The following is a 17,317-nucleotide window of genomic DNA, read 5'->3' as shown; positions in this document are numbered from 1 at the left end:
CCCGTGGCACACGCATGCCACGGGCTTAATGGAACGTCAGACGCAGATTACTGACCCCATGGATCGTCTGCGGGCGGTCTTCGAATTCGCACCCAAACGAGGCTTACTTCTTGCCCAGGGGCCCAGGAGTGCCGACGAGTTTTGCACACGACACTTGAGTGACGGATTTATGCAAGACGGCTGCGCGGGACCTTGCGATAAATCAGCCGACGTATGCCGAGAGATGTTCGCCGGTGAGCGTGGAGCGGTCGGCGACGAGCTCCGCGGGCGTGCCCTCGAAGACGATCTTTCCGCCGTCGTGGCCCGCGCCGGGGCCGAGGTCGATGATCCAGTCGGCGTGCGCCATGACCGCCTGGTGGTGCTCGATGACGATCACCGACTTGCCCGAGTCGACGAGGCGGTCCAGCAGACCCAGCAACTGCTCGACGTCGGCGAGGTGCAGCCCTGTGGTCGGCTCGTCGAGGACGTATACGCCGCTCTTCTCCGCCATGTGAGTGGCCAGCTTGAGCCGCTGCCGCTCGCCGCCGGACAGCGTGGTGAGCGGCTGGCCGAGGCTGAGGTAGCCGAGCCCCACGTCCGCGAGCCGTTCGAGGATCTTGTGCGCGGCCGGGGTGCGCGCCTCGCCCTCGCCGAAGAACTCCTCCGCCTCGGTCACCGACATCGCGAGCACCTCGCTGATGTTGCGGCCACCGAAGGTGTATTCGAGGACCGCGGGCTGGAACCGCTTCCCCTCACAGTCCTCGCAGAGGGTCTCGACGCCGGCCATGATCCCCAGGTCGGTGTAGATGACGCCCGCGCCGTTGCAAGTGGGGCAGGCGCCTTCGGAGTTGGCGCTGAACAACGCCGGCTTCACGTCGTTGGCCTTGGCGAACGCCTTGCGGATCGGGTCGAGCAGTCCGGTGTACGTCGCAGGGTTGCTGCGCCGCGAGCCCTTGATCGGCGCCTGGTCGACCGAGACCACACCCGCGGACGCGGGGACGGAGCCGTGGATCAGTGAGCTCTTGCCGGAGCCCGCGACGCCGGTGACGACGCACAGCACTCCGAGCGGGACGTCGACGTCGACGCCCTGGAGGTTGTGGCGGGTGGCGCCGCGGATCTCCAGCGCGCCGGAGGGCTCCCGCACCGTCTCCTTGAGCGCGGCACGGTCGTCGAGGTGGCGGCCCGTGACGGTGTCGCTGGCGCGCAGCCCGTCGACGGTGCCCTCGAAGCAGACGGCTCCGCCCGCCGTACCGGCGCCGGGGCCGAGGTCGACGACGTGGTCGGCGATCGCGATGGCCTCGGGCTTGTGCTCGACGACAAGGACCGTGTTGCCCTTGTCCCGCAGTCGAAGGAGCAGCTTGTTCATCCGCTCGATGTCGTGGGGGTGCAGGCCGATGGTGGGCTCGTCGAAGACGTACGTGACGTCGGTGAGCGAGGAGCCGAGGTGGCGGATCATCTTGACGCGCTGCGCCTCGCCGCCGGACAGCGTGCCCGCCGGGCGGTCGAGGGCGAGGTAGCCGAGGCCGATCTCCACGAACGAGTCGAGGGTCTGCTGCAGCGCGGTGAGCAGCGGCGCGACCGAGGGCTCCTTGAGGCCGCGGACCCACTCGGCCAGGTCGCGGATCTCCATCGCGCAGGCGTCGGCGATGCTGATCTTCTTGATCTTCGAGGACCGGGCCCCCTCGCTCAGCCGTGTGCCGTCGCAGTCGGGGCAGGTGGTGAAGGTGACCGCGCGCTCGACGAAGGCCCGGATGTGCGGCTGCATCCCCTCCTTGTCCTTGGAGAGGAACGACTTCTGGATCTTGGGGATCAGCCCTTCGTAGGTGAGGTTGACGCCGTTGACCTTGACCTTCATGGGCTCCCCGTAGAGGAAGTCCCGTAGTTCCTTCTTGGTGTACTTGCGGATCGGCTTGTCCGGGTCGACCAGGCCCGACTGGGCGTAGACCTGCACGGTCCACTGGCTGTCCGACTTCCAGCCGGGGATGGTGAACGCGCCTTCGGAGAGCGACTTGGAGTCGTCGTAGAGCTGGGTGAGATCGATGTCGGAGACCGAGCCCCGGCCCTCGCAACGCGTACACATGCCGCCGGTGCGGTTGAAGGTCGCCTTCACGGTCTTGGTCTTGGCGGCACCGCGTTCGACTGTGATCCCGCCGCTCGCCCGGACCGACGCGGTGTTGAAGGAGTACGCGCTGGGCGGGCCGATCTGTGGCTTGCCGAGCCGGCTGAAGAGGATGCGCAGCATGGCGTTGGCGTCGGTGGCGGTGCCGACCGTGGAGCGGGGGTCGGCGCCCATCCGCTGCTGGTCGACGATGATCGCGGTCGTGAGGCCGTCGAGTACGTCGACTTCGGGGCGCGCGGGCGTCGGCATGAAGCCCTGCACGAAGGCGCTGTAGGTTTCGTTGATCATCCGCTGCGACTCGGCGGCGATCGTGCTGAACACCAGCGAGCTCTTGCCCGATCCTGAGACACCGGTGAACACCGTCAGGCGTCGCTTGGGGAGCTCGATGCTGACGTCCTTGAGGTTGTTCACGCGCGCGCCGTGCACCCGGATCAAGTCGTGGCTGTCGGCGGCGTGGAGCGCAGGCGACTGCGCGGTCCTTCTCTTGGCCGGGCTCATGGTGTCTCCATCTGTCAGGCGGAGCCGCCTGCGCGGTCTCCGTCGGTGCCGCCTGGCTCGATCTGATCATCGTCGAGCGATACGTCAGGTTCTACTTCGTCGGCGTGATTGCGGCAACGGGTGGCCGTCCTTCCGCTTGGCGGTGTCGGCCGGTGTCGGCCGGGTGGCGTGCGATTACAGGACCGTTGCCCTCAGCGCAGCTCCTGGATGCGGAGCCAGGAGCCGCGCGAAGGTGCCGTCCAGGTCCGCGGTGGCCATGTCGTGGCGGACCTCGAAGCCGAGGGAGGCGCGGTAGAAGGCCAGGGAGGCGTCCGGATCGCTGTGCGGGAGGAAGCTCGCGTGAAGGGTGACGTCCATGGGATTCACGCTAGGCACGGCTCGGGGGGCGGCGCTTCTCGATTCCTGACCGGTCTGGGCCTCCGCGCTCGCCCGGGAAACGCCTCGGGGGCGGCACCACATGGTGCCGCCCCCGATCGCCGCGCCCGTCGTCAGGACTGGGGGCGGCTGCCGTGGTTCGCGCCGTTCTTGCGGCGGGCCTTCTTCTTGCGACGTCGCTTCGAGGACATGGATACCTCCGTGGTTCCGGTGTTGCTTCCCGGGCACGAGCCCAGGCGATCATGCGCCCCCTACCCAGGACGACGCCTGGTAATGACGTGTCCTACGTCACGACACTCACCACCTGTGGCGGCCTGGTCAGACAGGGATGGTGTCGACGGTGGGGACGACGGTGCCGAACAGGTCGGTGACGGTGGTCAGGGCGGCGCTCTGGAGCGCGGCGGCGGGCAGGACGGTGCCGTCCGGGGTGGCGAGGGCGCGGGTGGCGGTGGCTTCGGCGACGACGGTGGGGCGGTAGCCGAGGTTGAAGGCGCCCTGGGCGGTGTAGTTGACGCACATGTGGGTCATGAAGCCGGCGAGGACCAGGTCCTTGCCGCTGCCCGGGGCGAAGCCCAGGCCGGTCAGCGTCTTCTCCAGCTCGGTGGCGTGGAAGGAGTTGGGGAACTGCTTGACCACGACCGCCTCGCCGTCCACCGGGGCGACCTCGTCGCTGATGGCCCCGATGTGGGCGCGGATGTCGTAGGGGGTGCCTTCGCCTCCGTCGTTGAGGATGTGGACGACCGGTGTGCCCGCCGCACGGGCGCGCTCCAGGAGGCGGGCGCCTGCCGCGAGTGCCTCCTCCGCGCCGTCCAGGGCCATGACGCCGGTGCGGTAGGTGTTCTGGAAGTCGATCATGATCAGGGCGGATTCGCTCAGCCGGGGCGGCTGGTTGTCCAGGCCGATCACGTCGCGCAGGGTCGTGGACGGGTGAGTGGAGGGCTGAGGGGCGGGCTGGTTCGTGTACGTGCTCATGGGGCGAGGCGCCTTTCGTGTTGCGCGGTGGGGTTACGGCATGAGGCATGGCGAAGCCGTAGGGCTCGCCTGCGTGCCCCAGGGGTGCTGGGTGGGGAGGGTCAGGTGGTCTGGACGCGGAAGCGGCGGCGGTAGGCAGCCGGGGTGGTGGCGAGCTGCCGGTTGACCGCCCGGTGGAGGGTCTCCACCGAGCCGAGCCCGGCGGCGGTCGCGACCTGGTCGAGCGGGCTGTCGGTGGTCTCTAGCAGGCGGCGCGCCACCTCTACCCGGGCGGCTTCCACGTAGTCGGCGGGGCTTGTGCCCGTCTCCTGTTTGAAGACGCGGGCGAAGTGCCGCTCGCTCAGGCACATCCGGGCCGCCAGTGCCGCCGCCGACAGGTCACCGTCGAGGTGCTCGGCGATCCACAGACGCAGCTCGTCGATGTCACGGCGGGCGGACGCGGGGCGGCTGAGCGGTACGGAGAACTGGCTCTGTCCGCCCTGGCGTTTGAGGTACATGACCAGGTTCCGGGCCACCGAAAGGGCCACGTCCTCGCCCTGGTCCTCGGCCACGAGCGCCAGGGCGAGATCCAGGCATGCACTGATCCCGGCCCCGGTCCACAACCGGCCTCGGTCGGTGCGTACGAAGATGGGGTCAGGGTCGACCAAGACGGCGGGGTGCTCGGCCGCGAGCTGGGCGGCGGTCGACCAGTGGGTGGTCGCCGTCTTACCGTCGAGGAGTCCGGCCGCGGCCAGCACGTGCGCGCCCACACAGACCGATGCCACTCGGCGGGCCTGCGGGGCGGTCGCCTTCACCCACTCCACGACGTCCGCGTCGATGCGGGCCAGCGGGCCCTCATCGGTCATGTCGACCGCGCCGGGCACCAGGAGGGTGAACACCTGCCCGCGCACCTCGTCGAAGCCGAGGTCCGCCACAAGCCGCACCCCTGCCGACGTACGGACCTCACCGGCGACCGGCCCGGCGAGGCGCACCTGGTAGCCGGCGCGGCCGGCGGTCTCCCGGTTGGCCAGCGCGAAGACCTCGGCCGGGCCGGTGACGTCGAGGAGATCGACATCGGGGAAGACCGCGATGACGACACGGTGCGCAGTGGGCATGACCCCATCCTCACCGCCCCCACCGATGGCCGCAATGACGGTTCTCTGTCACATCCGGACATGTGCGGTGACGGTTCGGAGAGCGGCTGCCCCGGGGAACATTCGTCCAATACGGCCACTGTCGGCATCGGCATAGTCGGGGGCACGGGCCGGCGGGGTCTTTGGGCACAGCCGCTGCCTGACATACCGAACCGAGGGGAAGCCACGATGACCACGAACGACGACACCACGACGAACGACACCGCGACGCATCACACCCCGGCGAACGACACCGAGGACGTACGCGGCCTGGTCGCGCAGCTCATCTTCGGAAGCCTGGCCGCGCAGACCGTCCGCGCGGCCGTCCGGCTGCGGGTGATGGAGCTGATCGGCGACAAGGAGCGCTCGGCGGCCGAGGTCGCCGCCGACGCAGGAGCGCTTGCGCAGCCCATGACCAGGCTGCTGCGTGCCCTGGCGAGCCTCGGCCTGCTGCGCGAACACACGGCGGGCTCCTTCTCGGTGACTCCGGCGGGCGCCACCCTGAACCCCGGGCGGCCCGACTCCATCACGTCACTTGTACGGATGTTCACCGAGCCGACGATGCTGCGCGCCTGGGAGCACCTGGACGACAGTGTCCGGACCGGTGACGTCGCGTTCGACGCGGTCTTCGGGAAGGACTTCTTCAGCCACCTCAAGGAATTCCCCGACCTGTCCGCGGAGTTCAACGCGGCCATGAGCCAGGCCGTCAGGGCAACCGCCGCCGTCCTGCCGCGCGCCTTCGACTTCGGCCGCTTCACCTCCGTGACCGACGTCGGTGGCGGTGACGGCACCTTGCTGAGCGCGGTGCTCCGCGAGCACCCCACCCTGACGGGCGTCATCTACGACACCGAGGAGGGCCTGGCCCAGGCACCGGCGACGCTGGAGCGCCAAGGGCTCACGGCGCGATGCTCGTTGGTGGCCGGCGACTTCTTCCGCTCGGTTCCCGAAGGCGCCGACGTCTACCTGATGAAGAGCATCCTGCACGACTGGTCGGACGAACAGGCGGTCGCGATCCTGAGCCACTGCCGCGAGGTGCTGCCGCCCGCGGGCCGCGTCCTGATAGTGGAGCCGGTGCTGCCCGAGATCGTCGACGCCGAAACCGCCGGACTCACGTACCTCACCGACCTCAACATGATGGTGAACGTGGGCGGCAGGGAACGAACCCGGCCCGACTTCGAGGACCTGTGCCGCAGGGCAGGCCTGTCCCTCACCGCGGTGACCCCGCTGCCGCAGGCGGATCCGTTCTGCCTCATCGAAGCCACAGCGGCGACAGCGGCGACAGCGGCATAAGGCTGCAGCATCACGACCCGATCACATCCTGCACGTTTCAACCGCATGTGACTTAACGTGTTCCGCCTGGCTCAACCTTGGGGGGACATATGCGCGTTCGCGCTACTACGGCCGCGGCCGTGATGCTTCTGGCCGCTCTGACCGCCTGCGGCGGCAGCGATGGCGATGGTGACGGTGGCGGTGGCGGTGACAAGGCCGACGCCAAGTCTGCGGGCGGTTCGAAGGGGTCGGTGTCGGAGAAGGTCGACTGCGCCGACCAGGACATCAGTCAGGCCGACTGGACGAAGCACTGCTCCGACGAAGGCGCCGACGCCGACGCGGACGGAGCTGAGGCGCAGGCGAAGGGCCTGAAGTTCGGCGAGTCCTACACGTGGCCCGACGGCCTGAAGGTGTCCGTCACCGAGGCGAAGGTGTTCACGGACCACGACGCCGAGCTGATGGAGTCGGCCGAGCCGGGCAACACCGACTTCCGCGTGAAACTGAAGGTGACGAACTCCGGCAAGTCCGCCGTCGCCCTCGATGACTTGTCCCTCATCATCGAGGGCGCCACGAAGGGCGGCGAGGCCGCCCAGACCGCGTTCGAGAAGGGCGCCGAGCCGCTCGAAGGCCGCCTGGCTCCCGGGGTGTCCGCGACGAAGACCAACGACAACGTCCTGGAGACGAAGTACGGCAAGAAGATCGTCGTCACCGTGCAGCGCAGCAGCGAAGACTTCGACCTGGACTTCCCGGAGTACACGGGATCCATCACGGGGTGACGTGGGGCGGCGGTAGCCGCGGCTGCCGGGCAACGTAGGTTGACCGCATGGTGGAGGGGACGGGCCCCGCGGTGCGGACCATGCCGCGGGAGCAGCAGAGAAGAGGGCGGCATGCCGCTCGGCGGAAGAAGAAACAAGGCGGGCTTGTTCGCTCGTCGTTGCTGATGGCTGTCGGCACGGTGGTGTCGCGGGCGACGGGTCTCATCCGGCAGGTACTGCAAGCCGCGGCGCTGGGCACGGGCTTGCTGGCCAGCACGTACAACACGGCGAACACCGTGCCGACGAGCCTCTACACGCTGTTGATCGGCGGCGCGCTCAACGCCGTCCTGGTGCCGCAGCTGGGTGCGCGCCAGGACGACGCAGCCCGATGGCGGGCGCGCCTACGAGCAGCGGCTTGTCACCCTCGTGGTGTGCGTGCTCGGCGTCGGTACGGCGTTGGCGGTGTGGGCGGCTCCACAGATCGTGGGCCTGTACATGCGCGACACCCCCGACAGCCACGAGGCGTTCGAACTGACGGTGACGTTCGCCAGGTTCCTGCTGCCGCAGATCTTCTTCTACGGCCTGTTCAGCATCTACGGACAAGTCCTCAACGCCCGCGAGAAGTTCGGCGCGATGATGTGGACGCCGGTGCTGAACAACGTCGTTCTGGTCGGCATGTTCGCCGCCTACCTGACACTGATGACGGTCCCCGATCAGGTGGAGGACATCACCGCCGCCCAGGTGCGGCTGCTCGGCCTCGGCACGACCGCGGGCATCGCCGTACAGGCCCTGGCGCTCGTCCCGTTCGCGCGGGCGGCGGGTTTCCGGTTCCGGCCGCGCTTCGACTGGCGCGGGACCGGCTTGGGCCGGAGCGTCCACGCGGCGAAGTGGACGCTGCTGTTCGTCCTGGCCAACCAAGTCGCTCTGACAGTGGTCACGAATTACGCCAACGCCGCCGACCAGGAGCTGCCCCGGGCCGGCGCGGGCTACTCCGCCTACACCTACGCGCAGACCATCTGGCTGCTGCCGCAGTCGATCGTGACCGTGTCCCTGGTGACGGCTCTCCTGCCGCGCATGAGCCGGGCCGCCGCGGAGGGGCGCGTCCAGGATCTGGGCGCGGATCTGTCCCGGGCTCTGCGGCTCAGCGGCGTGGTCATCGTGCCCGCCGCCTTCCTCTTCCTGACCCTGGGGCCGCGGATCGCGTCGCTGCTGTTCGCCCACGGAGCGGCGGATACCGCGTCGGCCCGCCCTCTGGGGTACATGCTGCAGGCCTTCGCGCTCGGCCTCATCCCGTTCTCCGCCCAGTACCTCTTGCTGCGCGGCTTCTACGCGTTGGAGGACACGCGTACGCCCTTCTTCATGGCGTCCTGGATCGCGGGGGTGAACATCGCCCTGGCCACGGCCTGCCACCTGCTGCTGCCGGCCCGCTGGGCAGTCGTCGGCATGGCCGGGGCCTACACCCTGTCCTACCTGGCCGGCCTCGCGCTCACCGCGTACCTGCTGCGCAGGAGGCTCGGAGCCCGCATCGACGACGGCAGCCTGCGGCGCACCTACGGGAAGCTGCTCTGCGCCGCCGGCCCCGCCGCGGGCCTTGGCTGGGCCGCGGCACAGGCGTGCGCCGGGCTGGGGAGCGGAACGTGGCCGACTGCCGCCGCGCTCTGTGCGGGAGTGTTCACGACGGTCCTGGGATACCTCTTCCTCGCACGGCTGATGAAGGTCAGCGAGCTCCGGCGGCTGCCCGGAATGCGCTGAGTCCGGCAAGGGACGAAGCAAGGGACGAAGCATGGAACGACAGAGCGTCGGGCTGTCGGTGCCCGCATACACCTCGCTCAGCAGGGCACACGGCAGGCACGCCTCGACACAGGAGCCTTTCGTGATCATTATCGGCATAGTTGCTGTCTGTATCGTTCTGGCCGTCCTCGCCTTCTTCGTCCCCCGCCTTTCCCGGCACCCCGAACGTGGAACCCAGCGCACCCTGGGAGCCGGCTCACGCGCCGGAAGCAAGGCTCCCGGCATCCTGGGGCGGCTCTTCAGCAAGCCGTTCCGCAGCAGTTCCAAGGCCGTGTTCCGCAGCGGCTCGGCCGGTCGGCGCACCCGAGGCCGTCTGCCCTTCTGACGCCTCGCCCTCTGACGCAGCACGTCCCTCAGCGATGGTCCTCGTCCGTGGACGCCAGCCGTTCCTGTAGCCGCGCGTGCCGGAACTGGTAGACCGCCCCCGCCTGCCTCAGCACGCCCCGCTCATGTGCCTCCGCGAGGAACGCCATCAGGCCCCAGGGCAGCCGGCCGGTCGAGCAGAGCCACAGGCGGGCCGTGAGGAGACGCCCCCACGCGGACAGGGCGACGGTGACGAGGCCCGTCGGGATGACGACGACGGTCGCGGCAGCCGCGCCCAGGGGCAGCACGGCCACGAACACGTTGCAGAGCCAGGCCACCAGCGTGATCAGGAAGCCGCGGACCAACCCCGTGTCCCGGTCCGTTCGCAGGCTGGCCAGTGGGCTCGGCGTGCGGGTCGTGTCGACGGGCGCGCCGAGCCAGCGGTGCAGCCCCGCCGCGAACCCCGCCACGACGCCGATACCGAGACCGCCCGCAAGCCCGAACGACAAGGCGGCGCCCATGAGTTGGCCGGGGTTCTGCCGGGTGAGCCACCGCCACTCCGCCTCCTCCATCCCGTCCTCCACGCCGTCGGCCGAGGCGTCACGGCCGTCGGGCAGACGAACCCGCACGACACCCGTTTCCGGCGAGCCCACGGTCACTTCCATGACCGCCTTGACGCTCGCCCGCTCCTCGCCGCCTTGGCACGGATCGAAGTCCGGGCCCGTACTCCGCGGGACGAAGGCCGGGCCCTGTCCGTAGCAGTCCGGGACGACGGCTCCCTCCAGAGGGCGCGCTCCGCGGATGTACGTCTCGCCGTCCGGACGCAGCCCGTAGCGCGTGCCGTCGTCCGCCACGACGTAGCGACCGCCGTCGGCCGAGGTGTGGACGGTCGCCCGGAACGGGAAGTCGTCGCGCATCGCCGCCCTCCCCGCAGCCGTGCCGCCCGCCACGAGCGCGAAGACCAGGCCGAGCACGGCTCCGGCCGGCAGCCCCACGCCGAGCCCGCGGACGACGGCCCTGCCGAGTCTGCCCGCCCGGCGCGGACCGTATCGCCGACCGGGCGGCCCGCCGGACTCGACCGCCGTCGCCCCCTCACCCCGTACGGCGAAAGCGCCCAGCGCGGCGGCGACCGCGGCGACGGTCAGGAGCGTCGCCCCCGAGGCCGGGTACACGACCATGTCGGTGACGAACACGGCGGGGATCGCCACGAAGATCCCCGCCACCGTCTTCCACACCCACCGCCGGTAACGCCAGGTCCGCAACAGGGGGAACGGCATCGTCGCGGGCGTGGGAGCGGCTGTGACGCCGATGACACCGAGCCCCGCCGCCACCGCCACCCCGTACAGCGCGCCGACGGTCAGCCAGCCGAGGAGTTCCTGCATGCCGGCGAACGGGACGTCGAAGTAGGGGTCCCTGGTGAGCGGGCGCGCCGCTCCTATGGTCGCCGCCAGCGGGATCACGCAGGCGAGTGACAACAGGAGGGTGCGCGGCAGGCCCGCGCCCTCGCGCGCGAGCGCCGCGTATCCCGCGCACAGACCTGCAAGGACCGCGGCCCCCGCCACCGGCCACACGGCGCCCTGCCCCGACAGCCACGCGGTGATGCAGATGATTTCTCCGACCGCCCCGAGCAGCAGCAGCGGACCGAGCAGGCGCAGCGGGCCCGGCAGCGCCGTGTGCAGTTCCCACCAGGCCAGGTCGCGGGTGCCGCGCCGCTCCAAGTGCCGGGCCAGGAAGCGGAGTCGGCGCATCGCGTCGTCACCGTCCCAGCGCTCCGACGTACGGAACGAGGCGGGGACGAAGGCGTCCAGCAAGTGCTGTTCCATGGCGGCCGGTTCGGCGAGTTCGCGACGGCGCAGGATTTCGGCGGGGTCGGCGCCGGTGTCGCCGTACACGGCGCGCGCCATCGCCACCATCAGGGGCAGTTCCAGAACCTCGCGAAGGCAGCGGGACGCCGCCTCATCGGGGTGTCGCCTCCCGTGTTCGAGCACCGGGTCCCAGGCCGTGGCGCGTGCGCCCGCGGGGCCGCGCACGGGGCGGGCGGTGCGGGTCAGATATCCGGCGGCCTCTTCGAAGCCCAGCGGCTGGAGTTCGACCACGGCGGCCGAGGTGAGGACGTCTCCGGCCTCGACTACGTCGGAGTACACACCGCTGCGGCAGGTGAGGAAGAGCGGGGCTCCGGCGTCGAGTTCGGTGTTGAGCCGCCAGACCGCGCGTGTACGCAGCTGTCCGCCCAGTTCGTCGAGTCCGTCCACTACGGGGAGGATGCGTCCGGATGCCACAAGTTCCGCTGCCAGCGCTACTCCTGATGGGCCGTAGGCTGCCAGGGCCGGGTGGCCGGCGACGATACGGTCCGCAAGCCACTGGCGCAGGTCCTGCTGGTCGGGTTGCCAGCTCGACGCCTGGAACAGGAAGGGCACGGGGTCGCCCGCGTCCCGGCGCTCCAGGAGGTCGAGGGTGAAACGCACCGCGAGTACCGTCTTGCCGCTGCCGGGCGGTCCGAGCACGGCCAGGCGACGTGACGGCACGTAGCCGAAGACCTGCGTGATCTCGGACAGGAGGCCGGACAGGTCGGGGCGTTCGGTGTCCCGGGCCGGCCAGCCGATGGCCTCGTCGAGATCGGACAGCCAGGGCTGCGCGGACGTCCAGCGCACGGCGAGCGGCTCGGGATCCTGGAGCCTGCGTAATCGCCACTCGGCCTGCCACTGGGCGCGCACCGCGTCGGCAAGGGCGTCGGCGGCACGGTCCAACTGCTCGGCGGGCGACGGCGATACGGCCGCGGGCCGCACCGTCGCGTGCAGGAGCCCGGCCAGCGACACCAGGAACCCGAGGACCGAAAGGAGCGGACCCACACCCTCAAGGCTCCGGTCCCGTAGCGTCACCGCCACCAGCGCGCCGGTCCCCAGCGCCGCCCCCACCCATATCCCACGCCGCCAGTACCTCATCAGTCGCGCCCCCGTCCGCCGCGCCCTGGCTGGTGCCGCACATTGTCCCAGCCGGGGTACGACCGGCAAGGCGGAACGGGGGACGCCGGGTCCCGGCGGCGTCGGCGTCAGCGGGCGTCAGCGGGCGTCAGCGGCCTCGGGGCTCACAAGGTCGTGAGGAGGTCGTCGAGCGGGGCCGGTGTCAGTTCGGGGTCGAGGGCCTCGACGAGGAGGCGGCCGTAGCGGATCTTGCGGCCCTTCTTCGTACCGAGGAAGCGCCTCAACTGCTGCTGCCGGGGCCGATCGTGCTGTGCGGGCTGGTGCAGGAAGGTCTGCCAGGCCCGCAGGTCGCCCTCGTTCCCGACGATCTCCTCGGCCCTTGCCGTGCCCAGCGCGCGGATGAGTTCGTCCTCCAGGTCGGACACGCACACGAAGAAGTCCCGGCGGGGCGCCCCTGCCCGCTCCAGACCGCGGTCGTAGAAGCGCTGCTCCCCCACGTCGCACAGTCCCGCCAGACGCAGGTCGAGGCCGGGCGGGCCGAGGAGCTCGGTGTAGCGGCCGATGCTCATCGCCCCGCCCATCGACACGACGCACACCCCCTCGGCGGCCAGGTCCCGGCCACGCCGCGCGGCCAGCGCCTCAACGGCCGCGCGGTCACTCGGCCCTTCCAGCAGCACCGCCGTCCGCACCCCCACCTGGACAGCCAGCTCACGGGCCGGCTCGCCGGGCCCGCCGGCCGCCCAGTCGTCGACCGCGTCCCGGAACGCCCCCATGTCCTCCGCCATGCAGCGAGTCTGCACCTTCGCCGACGCCACGGCACGCGATATTCGACAGCGCCGGTCGCCATGCCCGGCGTACTCAGTCCCGGTAGGCATCCTGGTAGGCGGCGATCGCGATCCGGACGAACGAGCGGATCAGCGGATTCGTGTCGCCTTCGTTCACCCCGCCGTCCGTATCGGTGGTCGGCCCGGACGACGGCGAGACGATCGTCCTCGGCACCACGCGACTGCGCGCCCTCGACGACGGCAGCAACACCGGGCACCGCATCGGGCTCGCCGAATCGGTCCTCGCGCCCCACACGCCGGGACCGCCGCAACACCGCCACGCCCAGCACGACGAGGGTTTCTACGTCGTCTCCGGCACGGTACGGTTCACGGTCGGCGAGACGAACCACGACGCGACCGCGGGAACGCTCGTGATGGTCCCGCCCGGCGCGCCGCACACGTTCACCAACACGACCGGCCAACCGGCCGTCATGGTCAGCACGTTCACACCTGACCTGTACGTGCAGTACTTCCGGGACCTGCGAGCCATGATCGCCGACGGCCAGGCACTCCCCCCCGAGGCGACCGCCCAAGTGATGAGCCGTTACGCCACCGAGCCCGCCACCGACTTCGCGTGAAGGGGCGGGAGATCAGTCCTGCCAGGTCCAGTCCCGCACCTCGGGCAGGTCGATGCCGTTCGTGCGCACGTACGCGTGGTGGCGCAGCCGTGTGTCCACCATGCGCTGACGTACCTCCACCGCGCGGATGCCGTGGCCCGGTACCCGGTCGATGACGTCCATCACCAGGCGGTAGCGGTCCAGGTCGTTGGCGACCACCATGTCGAAGGGCGTGGTGGTCGTGCCGCGCTCCTTGTAGCCGCGGACATGCATGTGCGGGTGGACCGCGCGCCGGTAGGCGAGCCGGTGCACCAGCCACGGGTAGCCGTGGAATCCGAAGATCACCGGCTTGTCGCGGGTGAACAGGGCGTCGAACTCCGCGTCCGGCATGCCGTGCGGATGCTCGCCCTCCGGCATCAGCCGCGCGATGTCCACCACGTTGACCACCCGCACGGCCAGGTGCGGCAGGTGACTGCGCAGCAGGCTCGCGGCCGCGAGCACCTCCAGGGTGGGCACATCCCCGGCGCAGGCCAGCACGACGTCCGGCTCCTGATCGGGGGCTTCCGTGCCGGCCCAGGTCCACACACCGGCACCCCGCGCGCAGTGGGCCCGCGCCTCGTCCAGGTTCAGCCAGTCGAAGCCGGGCTGCTTGCCGGCCACGATCACATTCACGTAGTCGCGTGAGGCGAGGCAGTGCTCGGCGGTGGACAGCAGGGTGTTGGTGTCCGGCGGCAGGTAGACCCGTACCGCCTCCGGGCTCTTGTTGAGGACGTGTCCGATGAAGCCGGGGTCCTGGTGCGAGAAGCCGTTGTGGTCCTGGCGCCACACATGCGAGGTCAGCAGGTAGTTCAGCGAGGCGATCGGCGCCCGCCAGGGCAACTCGCGGGTGGTGCGCAGCCACTTGATGTGCTGGTTGACCATCGAGTCGACGATGTGCACGAACGCCTCGTAGCAGGAGAACAGACCGTGACGGCCCGTCAGCAGATAGCCCTCGAGCCAGCCCTGACAGGTGTGTTCGGAGAGGATCTCCATCACCCGCCCGTGCCGGGTGAGGTGTTCGTCCACGTCGTGGATCTCTTCCTGCCAGGCCTTTCCGGAGGCCCCGTAGACCTCGTCGAGCCGGTTGGACGCGGTCTCGTCCGGGCCGACGAGCCGGAAGTCGCGCCGCTCGGCGGTGTCGGCCATCACCTGCCGCAGGTAGCCGCCGAGCACCCGCGTCGGCTCGTTCAGGGTGGCGCCCGGCTTGTCCACGTCGACCGCGAACTCGTCGAGCGGCTTCAGCGGCAGCGAGCGCAGGAGCAGCCCGCCGTTGGCGTGCGGGTTGGCGCCGAGACGCAGCGTGCCCCGCGGGGCGATGTCGAGGAGCCCGGATGCCGGGCGCCCGTCGGCGTCGAACAGTTCCTCGGGCCGGTAGGAGCGCAGCCATTCCTCCAGCTGGCGGCGGTGCTCGGCGCTCTCCCTGACGTTGGCCAGCGGCACCTGGTGCGCGCGCCACGTGCCCTCCACCGGCTTGCCGTCCACCGTCTTGGGGCCGGTCCAGCCCTTCGGGGTACGGAGCAGGATCATGGGCCAGCGGGGCGCGGGGGCGTCCTTGGCGCGCTCGGCGTCCCCGGCGGCCCTGGCCTCGCGCTGGATCGCCGCGATGCCGTCGAGGCAGCGGTCGAGGGCGGCGGCGAAGTCCCGGTGGACCGTCATGGGGTCGTCGCCGGTGACGTGCACGGGCTCGTACCCGTACCCGCGCATCAGGTCGTCGAGCTGGTCCTCGGGCAGCCGGGCCGGGATCGTCGGGTTGGCGATCTTGTAGCCGTTCAGGTGCAGGACGGGCAGCACCGCGCCGTCGTGCACCGGGTCCAGGAAGGCGTTGGAGTGCCAGGAGGCGGCCAGCGGGCCGGTCTCGGACTCTCCGTCGCCGATGACGCACACCGACAGGAGGTCGGGGTTGTCGAACGCGGCGCCGTAGGCGTGCGAGAGGGAGTAGCCGAGTTCGCCGCCCTCGTGGATGGAGCCTGGCGTCTCGGGGGCGACGTGGCTCGGCACTCCGCCGGGGAACGAGAACTGGCGGAAGAGCCGGGTCATCCCCTCCTCGTCGCGGGTGATGTCGGGGTAGGTCTCGGTGTACGTGCCGTCCAGCCAGGAGTTGGCCAGTACGGCGGGCCCGCCGTGCCCGGGGCCCCAGATGCAGACGGTGTCCAGCTGTCGCGCCTTGATGACCCGGTTGAGGTGCGCGTGCACGAGATTGAGCCCGGGCGAGGTTCCGAAGTGGCCGAGGAGGCGTGGCTTGATGTCCTCGACCGCGAGGGGGCGCCTCAGGAGGGCGTTGTCCATCAGATAGATCTGCCCCACCGAGAGGTAATTGGCTGCCCTCCAGTACCGTTCCAGGGCCTGCAGTTCGGCATCAGAGGGTGGTGCGGCGGGTACGGCCGGGTTCACCGCGGGATCGCCCATGGCTGTTCCTTCCGATAAATGGCCAGCCTGGCTCAACGTAACGGCGCGCCGCATCACACGCCTCCCGAAGTCGGCCGGACGCATGTTCCGCGCCCCCGGGTTCCCACTGGGAGAGATCTACACAGCTATCGTGCTCGGGCGAAGGGCCGTACCGGAGAACGAGCCCGGCGGGGTACAGGCAAGGAGCGAAATGGTGGGGGCACCGGAAGCGCAGGACACCGCCAAGAGGTTGCGGGCGATCGGCGACGAACTGTCGGACCGTTTCTACGAGCGGGCTGACGTGGTGCGGACGCTGGTGGTGACGCTCCTGTCCGGACAGCACTCGTTGGTGCTCGGCCCGCCCGGAACGGCGAAGTCCGAGATGGCCCGGGAGCTCACGGGCCGGGTCGACGGCGCGTCGTACTGGGAGATCCTCCTGTCGAAGTTCACCGCGCCGACGAGGATGTTCGGTCCCGTCGACGTCGCCGCGCTGGCCCGGGGCGAGTACCGCCAGGTCTACGAGGGCCGCGCCACGACCGCGCACGTGGCGTTCATCGACGAGATCTTCAAGTGCTCCACGGCAGCCCTGAACGAGACGCTGGGCTACCTCAACGAGCGGATCTACCACCCCGAGAGCGGCGGCGAACCGATCCGCTGCCCGCTGATCGGGGCCATCACGGCGAGCAACGAACTGCCCGCGGGGGAGGACACGGCCGCGATCTACGACCGGCTCCTCGTACGGATCGAGGTCGGCTATCTGTCAGACCCCTCGAACTTCGCCGCGCTGGTCCGCTCCGCCGTCGGCCGCCCGGAGGCACCGACGCGGACCACCGTCGAACTGGCCGCGTTGCAGCACGCCGTGGCCGAAGCCGTCCCGGCCGTGGATGTCCCTGAGGCGATCGTGGACGCGGTGTGCACGCTGCGGGCCGCCCTGCGCCGCAAGGAACTCGTCGCGTCCGACCGCCGCTGGCGGCAGGCGGTACGTCTGCTCCAGGCTTCCGCGTACCTCGACGACCGCCCTGCGGTCGCCGCGACCGACCTGTCGGTCCTGACCCATGTGCTGTGGGATTCCCCCGCCGAGCGGCCGACCGTCGAGCGCGAGGTGCTGCACCTGGTCAACCCCGACGCCAAGGAGGCGCTCGACCTGGCCGACGCCATCGAGGAGATAGAGGCCCAGCTCGACGCCATGGCCGGGCAGTCCCGCGAGGCGCTGAGCGACTGGGTCATCAAGAAGGCCCACAACAAGCTCGCCATGGCGGGAAAGCGTCTTGAGACGCTGCGCGCGGAGGCGGCGGGCGCGGGCCGCTCCACCGCCGCCATCGACCGCGTCACCGGCCGCCAGCGCGCCGTCCGCGCCCGCGTTCTCACCGAGGCGCTCGGCGTGGACGCGAGCATGGTGCAGGCCCAGTTCTGACACC

12 protein-coding genes and 2 pseudogenes are annotated in these 17,317 nt (G+C 70.4%); 6 read left to right on the top strand and 8 right to left on the bottom strand.

The genetic code is table 11. The annotated features are described in order from the left end of the window. Positions 1 to 202 precede the first annotated feature (202 nt). From E5671_RS41325 to E5671_RS41310, 5 genes and pseudogenes are all read right to left on the bottom strand, one after another. Positions 203 to 2,596: an ATP-binding cassette domain-containing protein gene (locus E5671_RS41325; RefSeq protein WP_160509339.1), complete on the bottom strand. Its 2,394-nt coding sequence runs from the start codon at positions 2,594 to 2,596 to the stop codon at positions 203 to 205. A 255-nt stretch (positions 2,597 to 2,851) separates the two neighbouring features. Continuing rightward, positions 2,852 to 2,953 (bottom strand): annotated as a pseudogene (locus tag E5671_RS41320) (VOC family protein); the annotation flags it as partial. A gap of 131 nt (positions 2,954 to 3,084) precedes the next feature. Beyond that, a complete protein-coding gene (locus E5671_RS47840; RefSeq protein ID WP_370443954.1) occupies positions 3,085 to 3,162 on the bottom strand; it encodes a 50S ribosomal protein bL37 in 78 nt (25 codons plus the stop codon). Positions 3,163 to 3,289: 127 nt separating this feature from the next. Further along, the gene (locus E5671_RS41315; protein WP_160509338.1) at positions 3,290 to 3,943 is read right to left on the bottom strand and encodes a cysteine hydrolase family protein; all 654 of its coding nucleotides are present in this window, start codon (positions 3,941 to 3,943) and stop codon (positions 3,290 to 3,292) included. A 101-nt stretch (positions 3,944 to 4,044) separates the two neighbouring features. Then, positions 4,045 to 5,037, bottom strand: a complete 993-nt coding sequence (locus E5671_RS41310) for a GlxA family transcriptional regulator (protein WP_160509337.1) — start codon at positions 5,035 to 5,037, stop codon at positions 4,045 to 4,047. A 207-nt stretch (positions 5,038 to 5,244) separates the two neighbouring features. Here E5671_RS41310 and E5671_RS41305 point away from each other — a divergent pair, with 207 nt between their 5' ends. The 4 genes and pseudogenes from E5671_RS41305 (at position 5,245) to E5671_RS41295 (ending at position 9,195) form a co-directional block, all read left to right on the top strand. Next, positions 5,245 to 6,345, top strand: a complete 1,101-nt coding sequence (locus E5671_RS41305) for a methyltransferase (protein ID WP_160509336.1) — start codon at positions 5,245 to 5,247, stop codon at positions 6,343 to 6,345. Positions 6,346 to 6,464: 119 nt separating this feature from the next. Next, entirely contained in the window at positions 6,465 to 7,100 is a 636-nt protein-coding gene (locus E5671_RS45620; RefSeq protein WP_202121458.1) for a hypothetical protein, read from the top strand. A 47-nt stretch (positions 7,101 to 7,147) separates the two neighbouring features. After that, a pseudogene (gene murJ / locus E5671_RS41300) lies at positions 7,148 to 8,831 on the top strand (murein biosynthesis integral membrane protein MurJ). A gap of 121 nt (positions 8,832 to 8,952) precedes the next feature. Next, on the top strand, positions 8,953 to 9,195 hold the full coding sequence (locus E5671_RS41295) for a DUF6411 family protein (protein WP_160510754.1): 243 nt from the start codon (positions 8,953 to 8,955) through the stop codon (positions 9,193 to 9,195). Positions 9,196 to 9,223: 28 nt separating this feature from the next. Here E5671_RS41295 and E5671_RS41290 read toward each other — a convergent pair whose 3' ends face one another. After that, on the bottom strand, positions 9,224 to 12,115 hold the full coding sequence (locus E5671_RS41290) for an NACHT domain-containing protein (RefSeq protein ID WP_160509335.1): 2,892 nt from the start codon (positions 12,113 to 12,115) through the stop codon (positions 9,224 to 9,226). 143 nt (positions 12,116 to 12,258) lie between these two features. Then, positions 12,259 to 12,879, bottom strand: a complete 621-nt coding sequence (locus E5671_RS41285) for a TOPRIM nucleotidyl transferase/hydrolase domain-containing protein (protein WP_160509334.1) — start codon at positions 12,877 to 12,879, stop codon at positions 12,259 to 12,261. Between the two features lie 140 nt (positions 12,880 to 13,019). Here E5671_RS41285 and E5671_RS41280 point away from each other — a divergent pair, with 140 nt between their 5' ends. Next, positions 13,020 to 13,496 carry a cupin domain-containing protein gene (locus E5671_RS41280; RefSeq protein WP_336605991.1) on the top strand — a complete coding sequence of 159 codons (477 nt, stop codon included), beginning with the start codon at positions 13,020 to 13,022 and terminating at the stop codon, positions 13,494 to 13,496. A 12-nt stretch (positions 13,497 to 13,508) separates the two neighbouring features. Here the strand turns inward: E5671_RS41280 and E5671_RS41275 are convergent, their stop codons facing one another. After that, entirely contained in the window at positions 13,509 to 15,920 is a 2,412-nt protein-coding gene (locus E5671_RS41275; protein WP_160509333.1) for a phosphoketolase family protein, read from the bottom strand. Between the two features lie 193 nt (positions 15,921 to 16,113). Between E5671_RS41275 and E5671_RS41270 the strand changes: the two genes are divergently transcribed. Further along, positions 16,114 to 17,313 (top strand): AAA family ATPase, encoded by a 1,200-nt coding sequence (locus E5671_RS41270; RefSeq protein WP_160510752.1) that lies wholly within the window; start codon positions 16,114 to 16,116, stop codon positions 17,311 to 17,313. Positions 17,314 to 17,317 lie beyond the last annotated feature (4 nt).

This window comes from Streptomyces sp. BA2, assembly GCF_009769735.1.
Lineage (GTDB): Bacteria > Actinomycetota > Actinomycetes > Streptomycetales > Streptomycetaceae > Streptomyces.
Note: the sequence above shows the minus strand (reverse complement) of the source record. Positions and strands in the feature narration are given on the sequence as shown.

What these genes read in the sequence shown, in the direction of transcription:
- E5671_RS41325 (WP_160509339.1), bottom strand. Translation starts at nt 2,596, where the DNA reads ATGAGCCCGGCCAAGAGAAGGACCGCGCAGTCGCCTGCGCTCCACGCC.
- E5671_RS47840 (WP_370443954.1), bottom strand. Translation starts at nt 3,162, where the DNA reads ATGTCCTCGAAGCGACGTCGCAAGAAGAAGGCCCGCCGCAAGAACGGC.
- E5671_RS41315 (WP_160509338.1), bottom strand. Translation starts at nt 3,943, where the DNA reads ATGAGCACGTACACGAACCAGCCCGCCCCTCAGCCCTCCACTCACCCG.
- E5671_RS41310 (WP_160509337.1), bottom strand. Translation starts at nt 5,037, where the DNA reads ATGCCCACTGCGCACCGTGTCGTCATCGCGGTCTTCCCCGATGTCGAT.
- E5671_RS41305 (WP_160509336.1), top strand. Translation starts at nt 5,245, where the DNA reads ATGACCACGAACGACGACACCACGACGAACGACACCGCGACGCATCAC.
- E5671_RS41290 (WP_160509335.1), bottom strand. Translation starts at nt 12,115, where the DNA reads ATGAGGTACTGGCGGCGTGGGATATGGGTGGGGGCGGCGCTGGGGACC.
- E5671_RS41285 (WP_160509334.1), bottom strand. Translation starts at nt 12,879, where the DNA reads ATGGCGGAGGACATGGGGGCGTTCCGGGACGCGGTCGACGACTGGGCG.
- E5671_RS41275 (WP_160509333.1), bottom strand. Translation starts at nt 15,920, where the DNA reads ATGGGCGATCCCGCGGTGAACCCGGCCGTACCCGCCGCACCACCCTCT.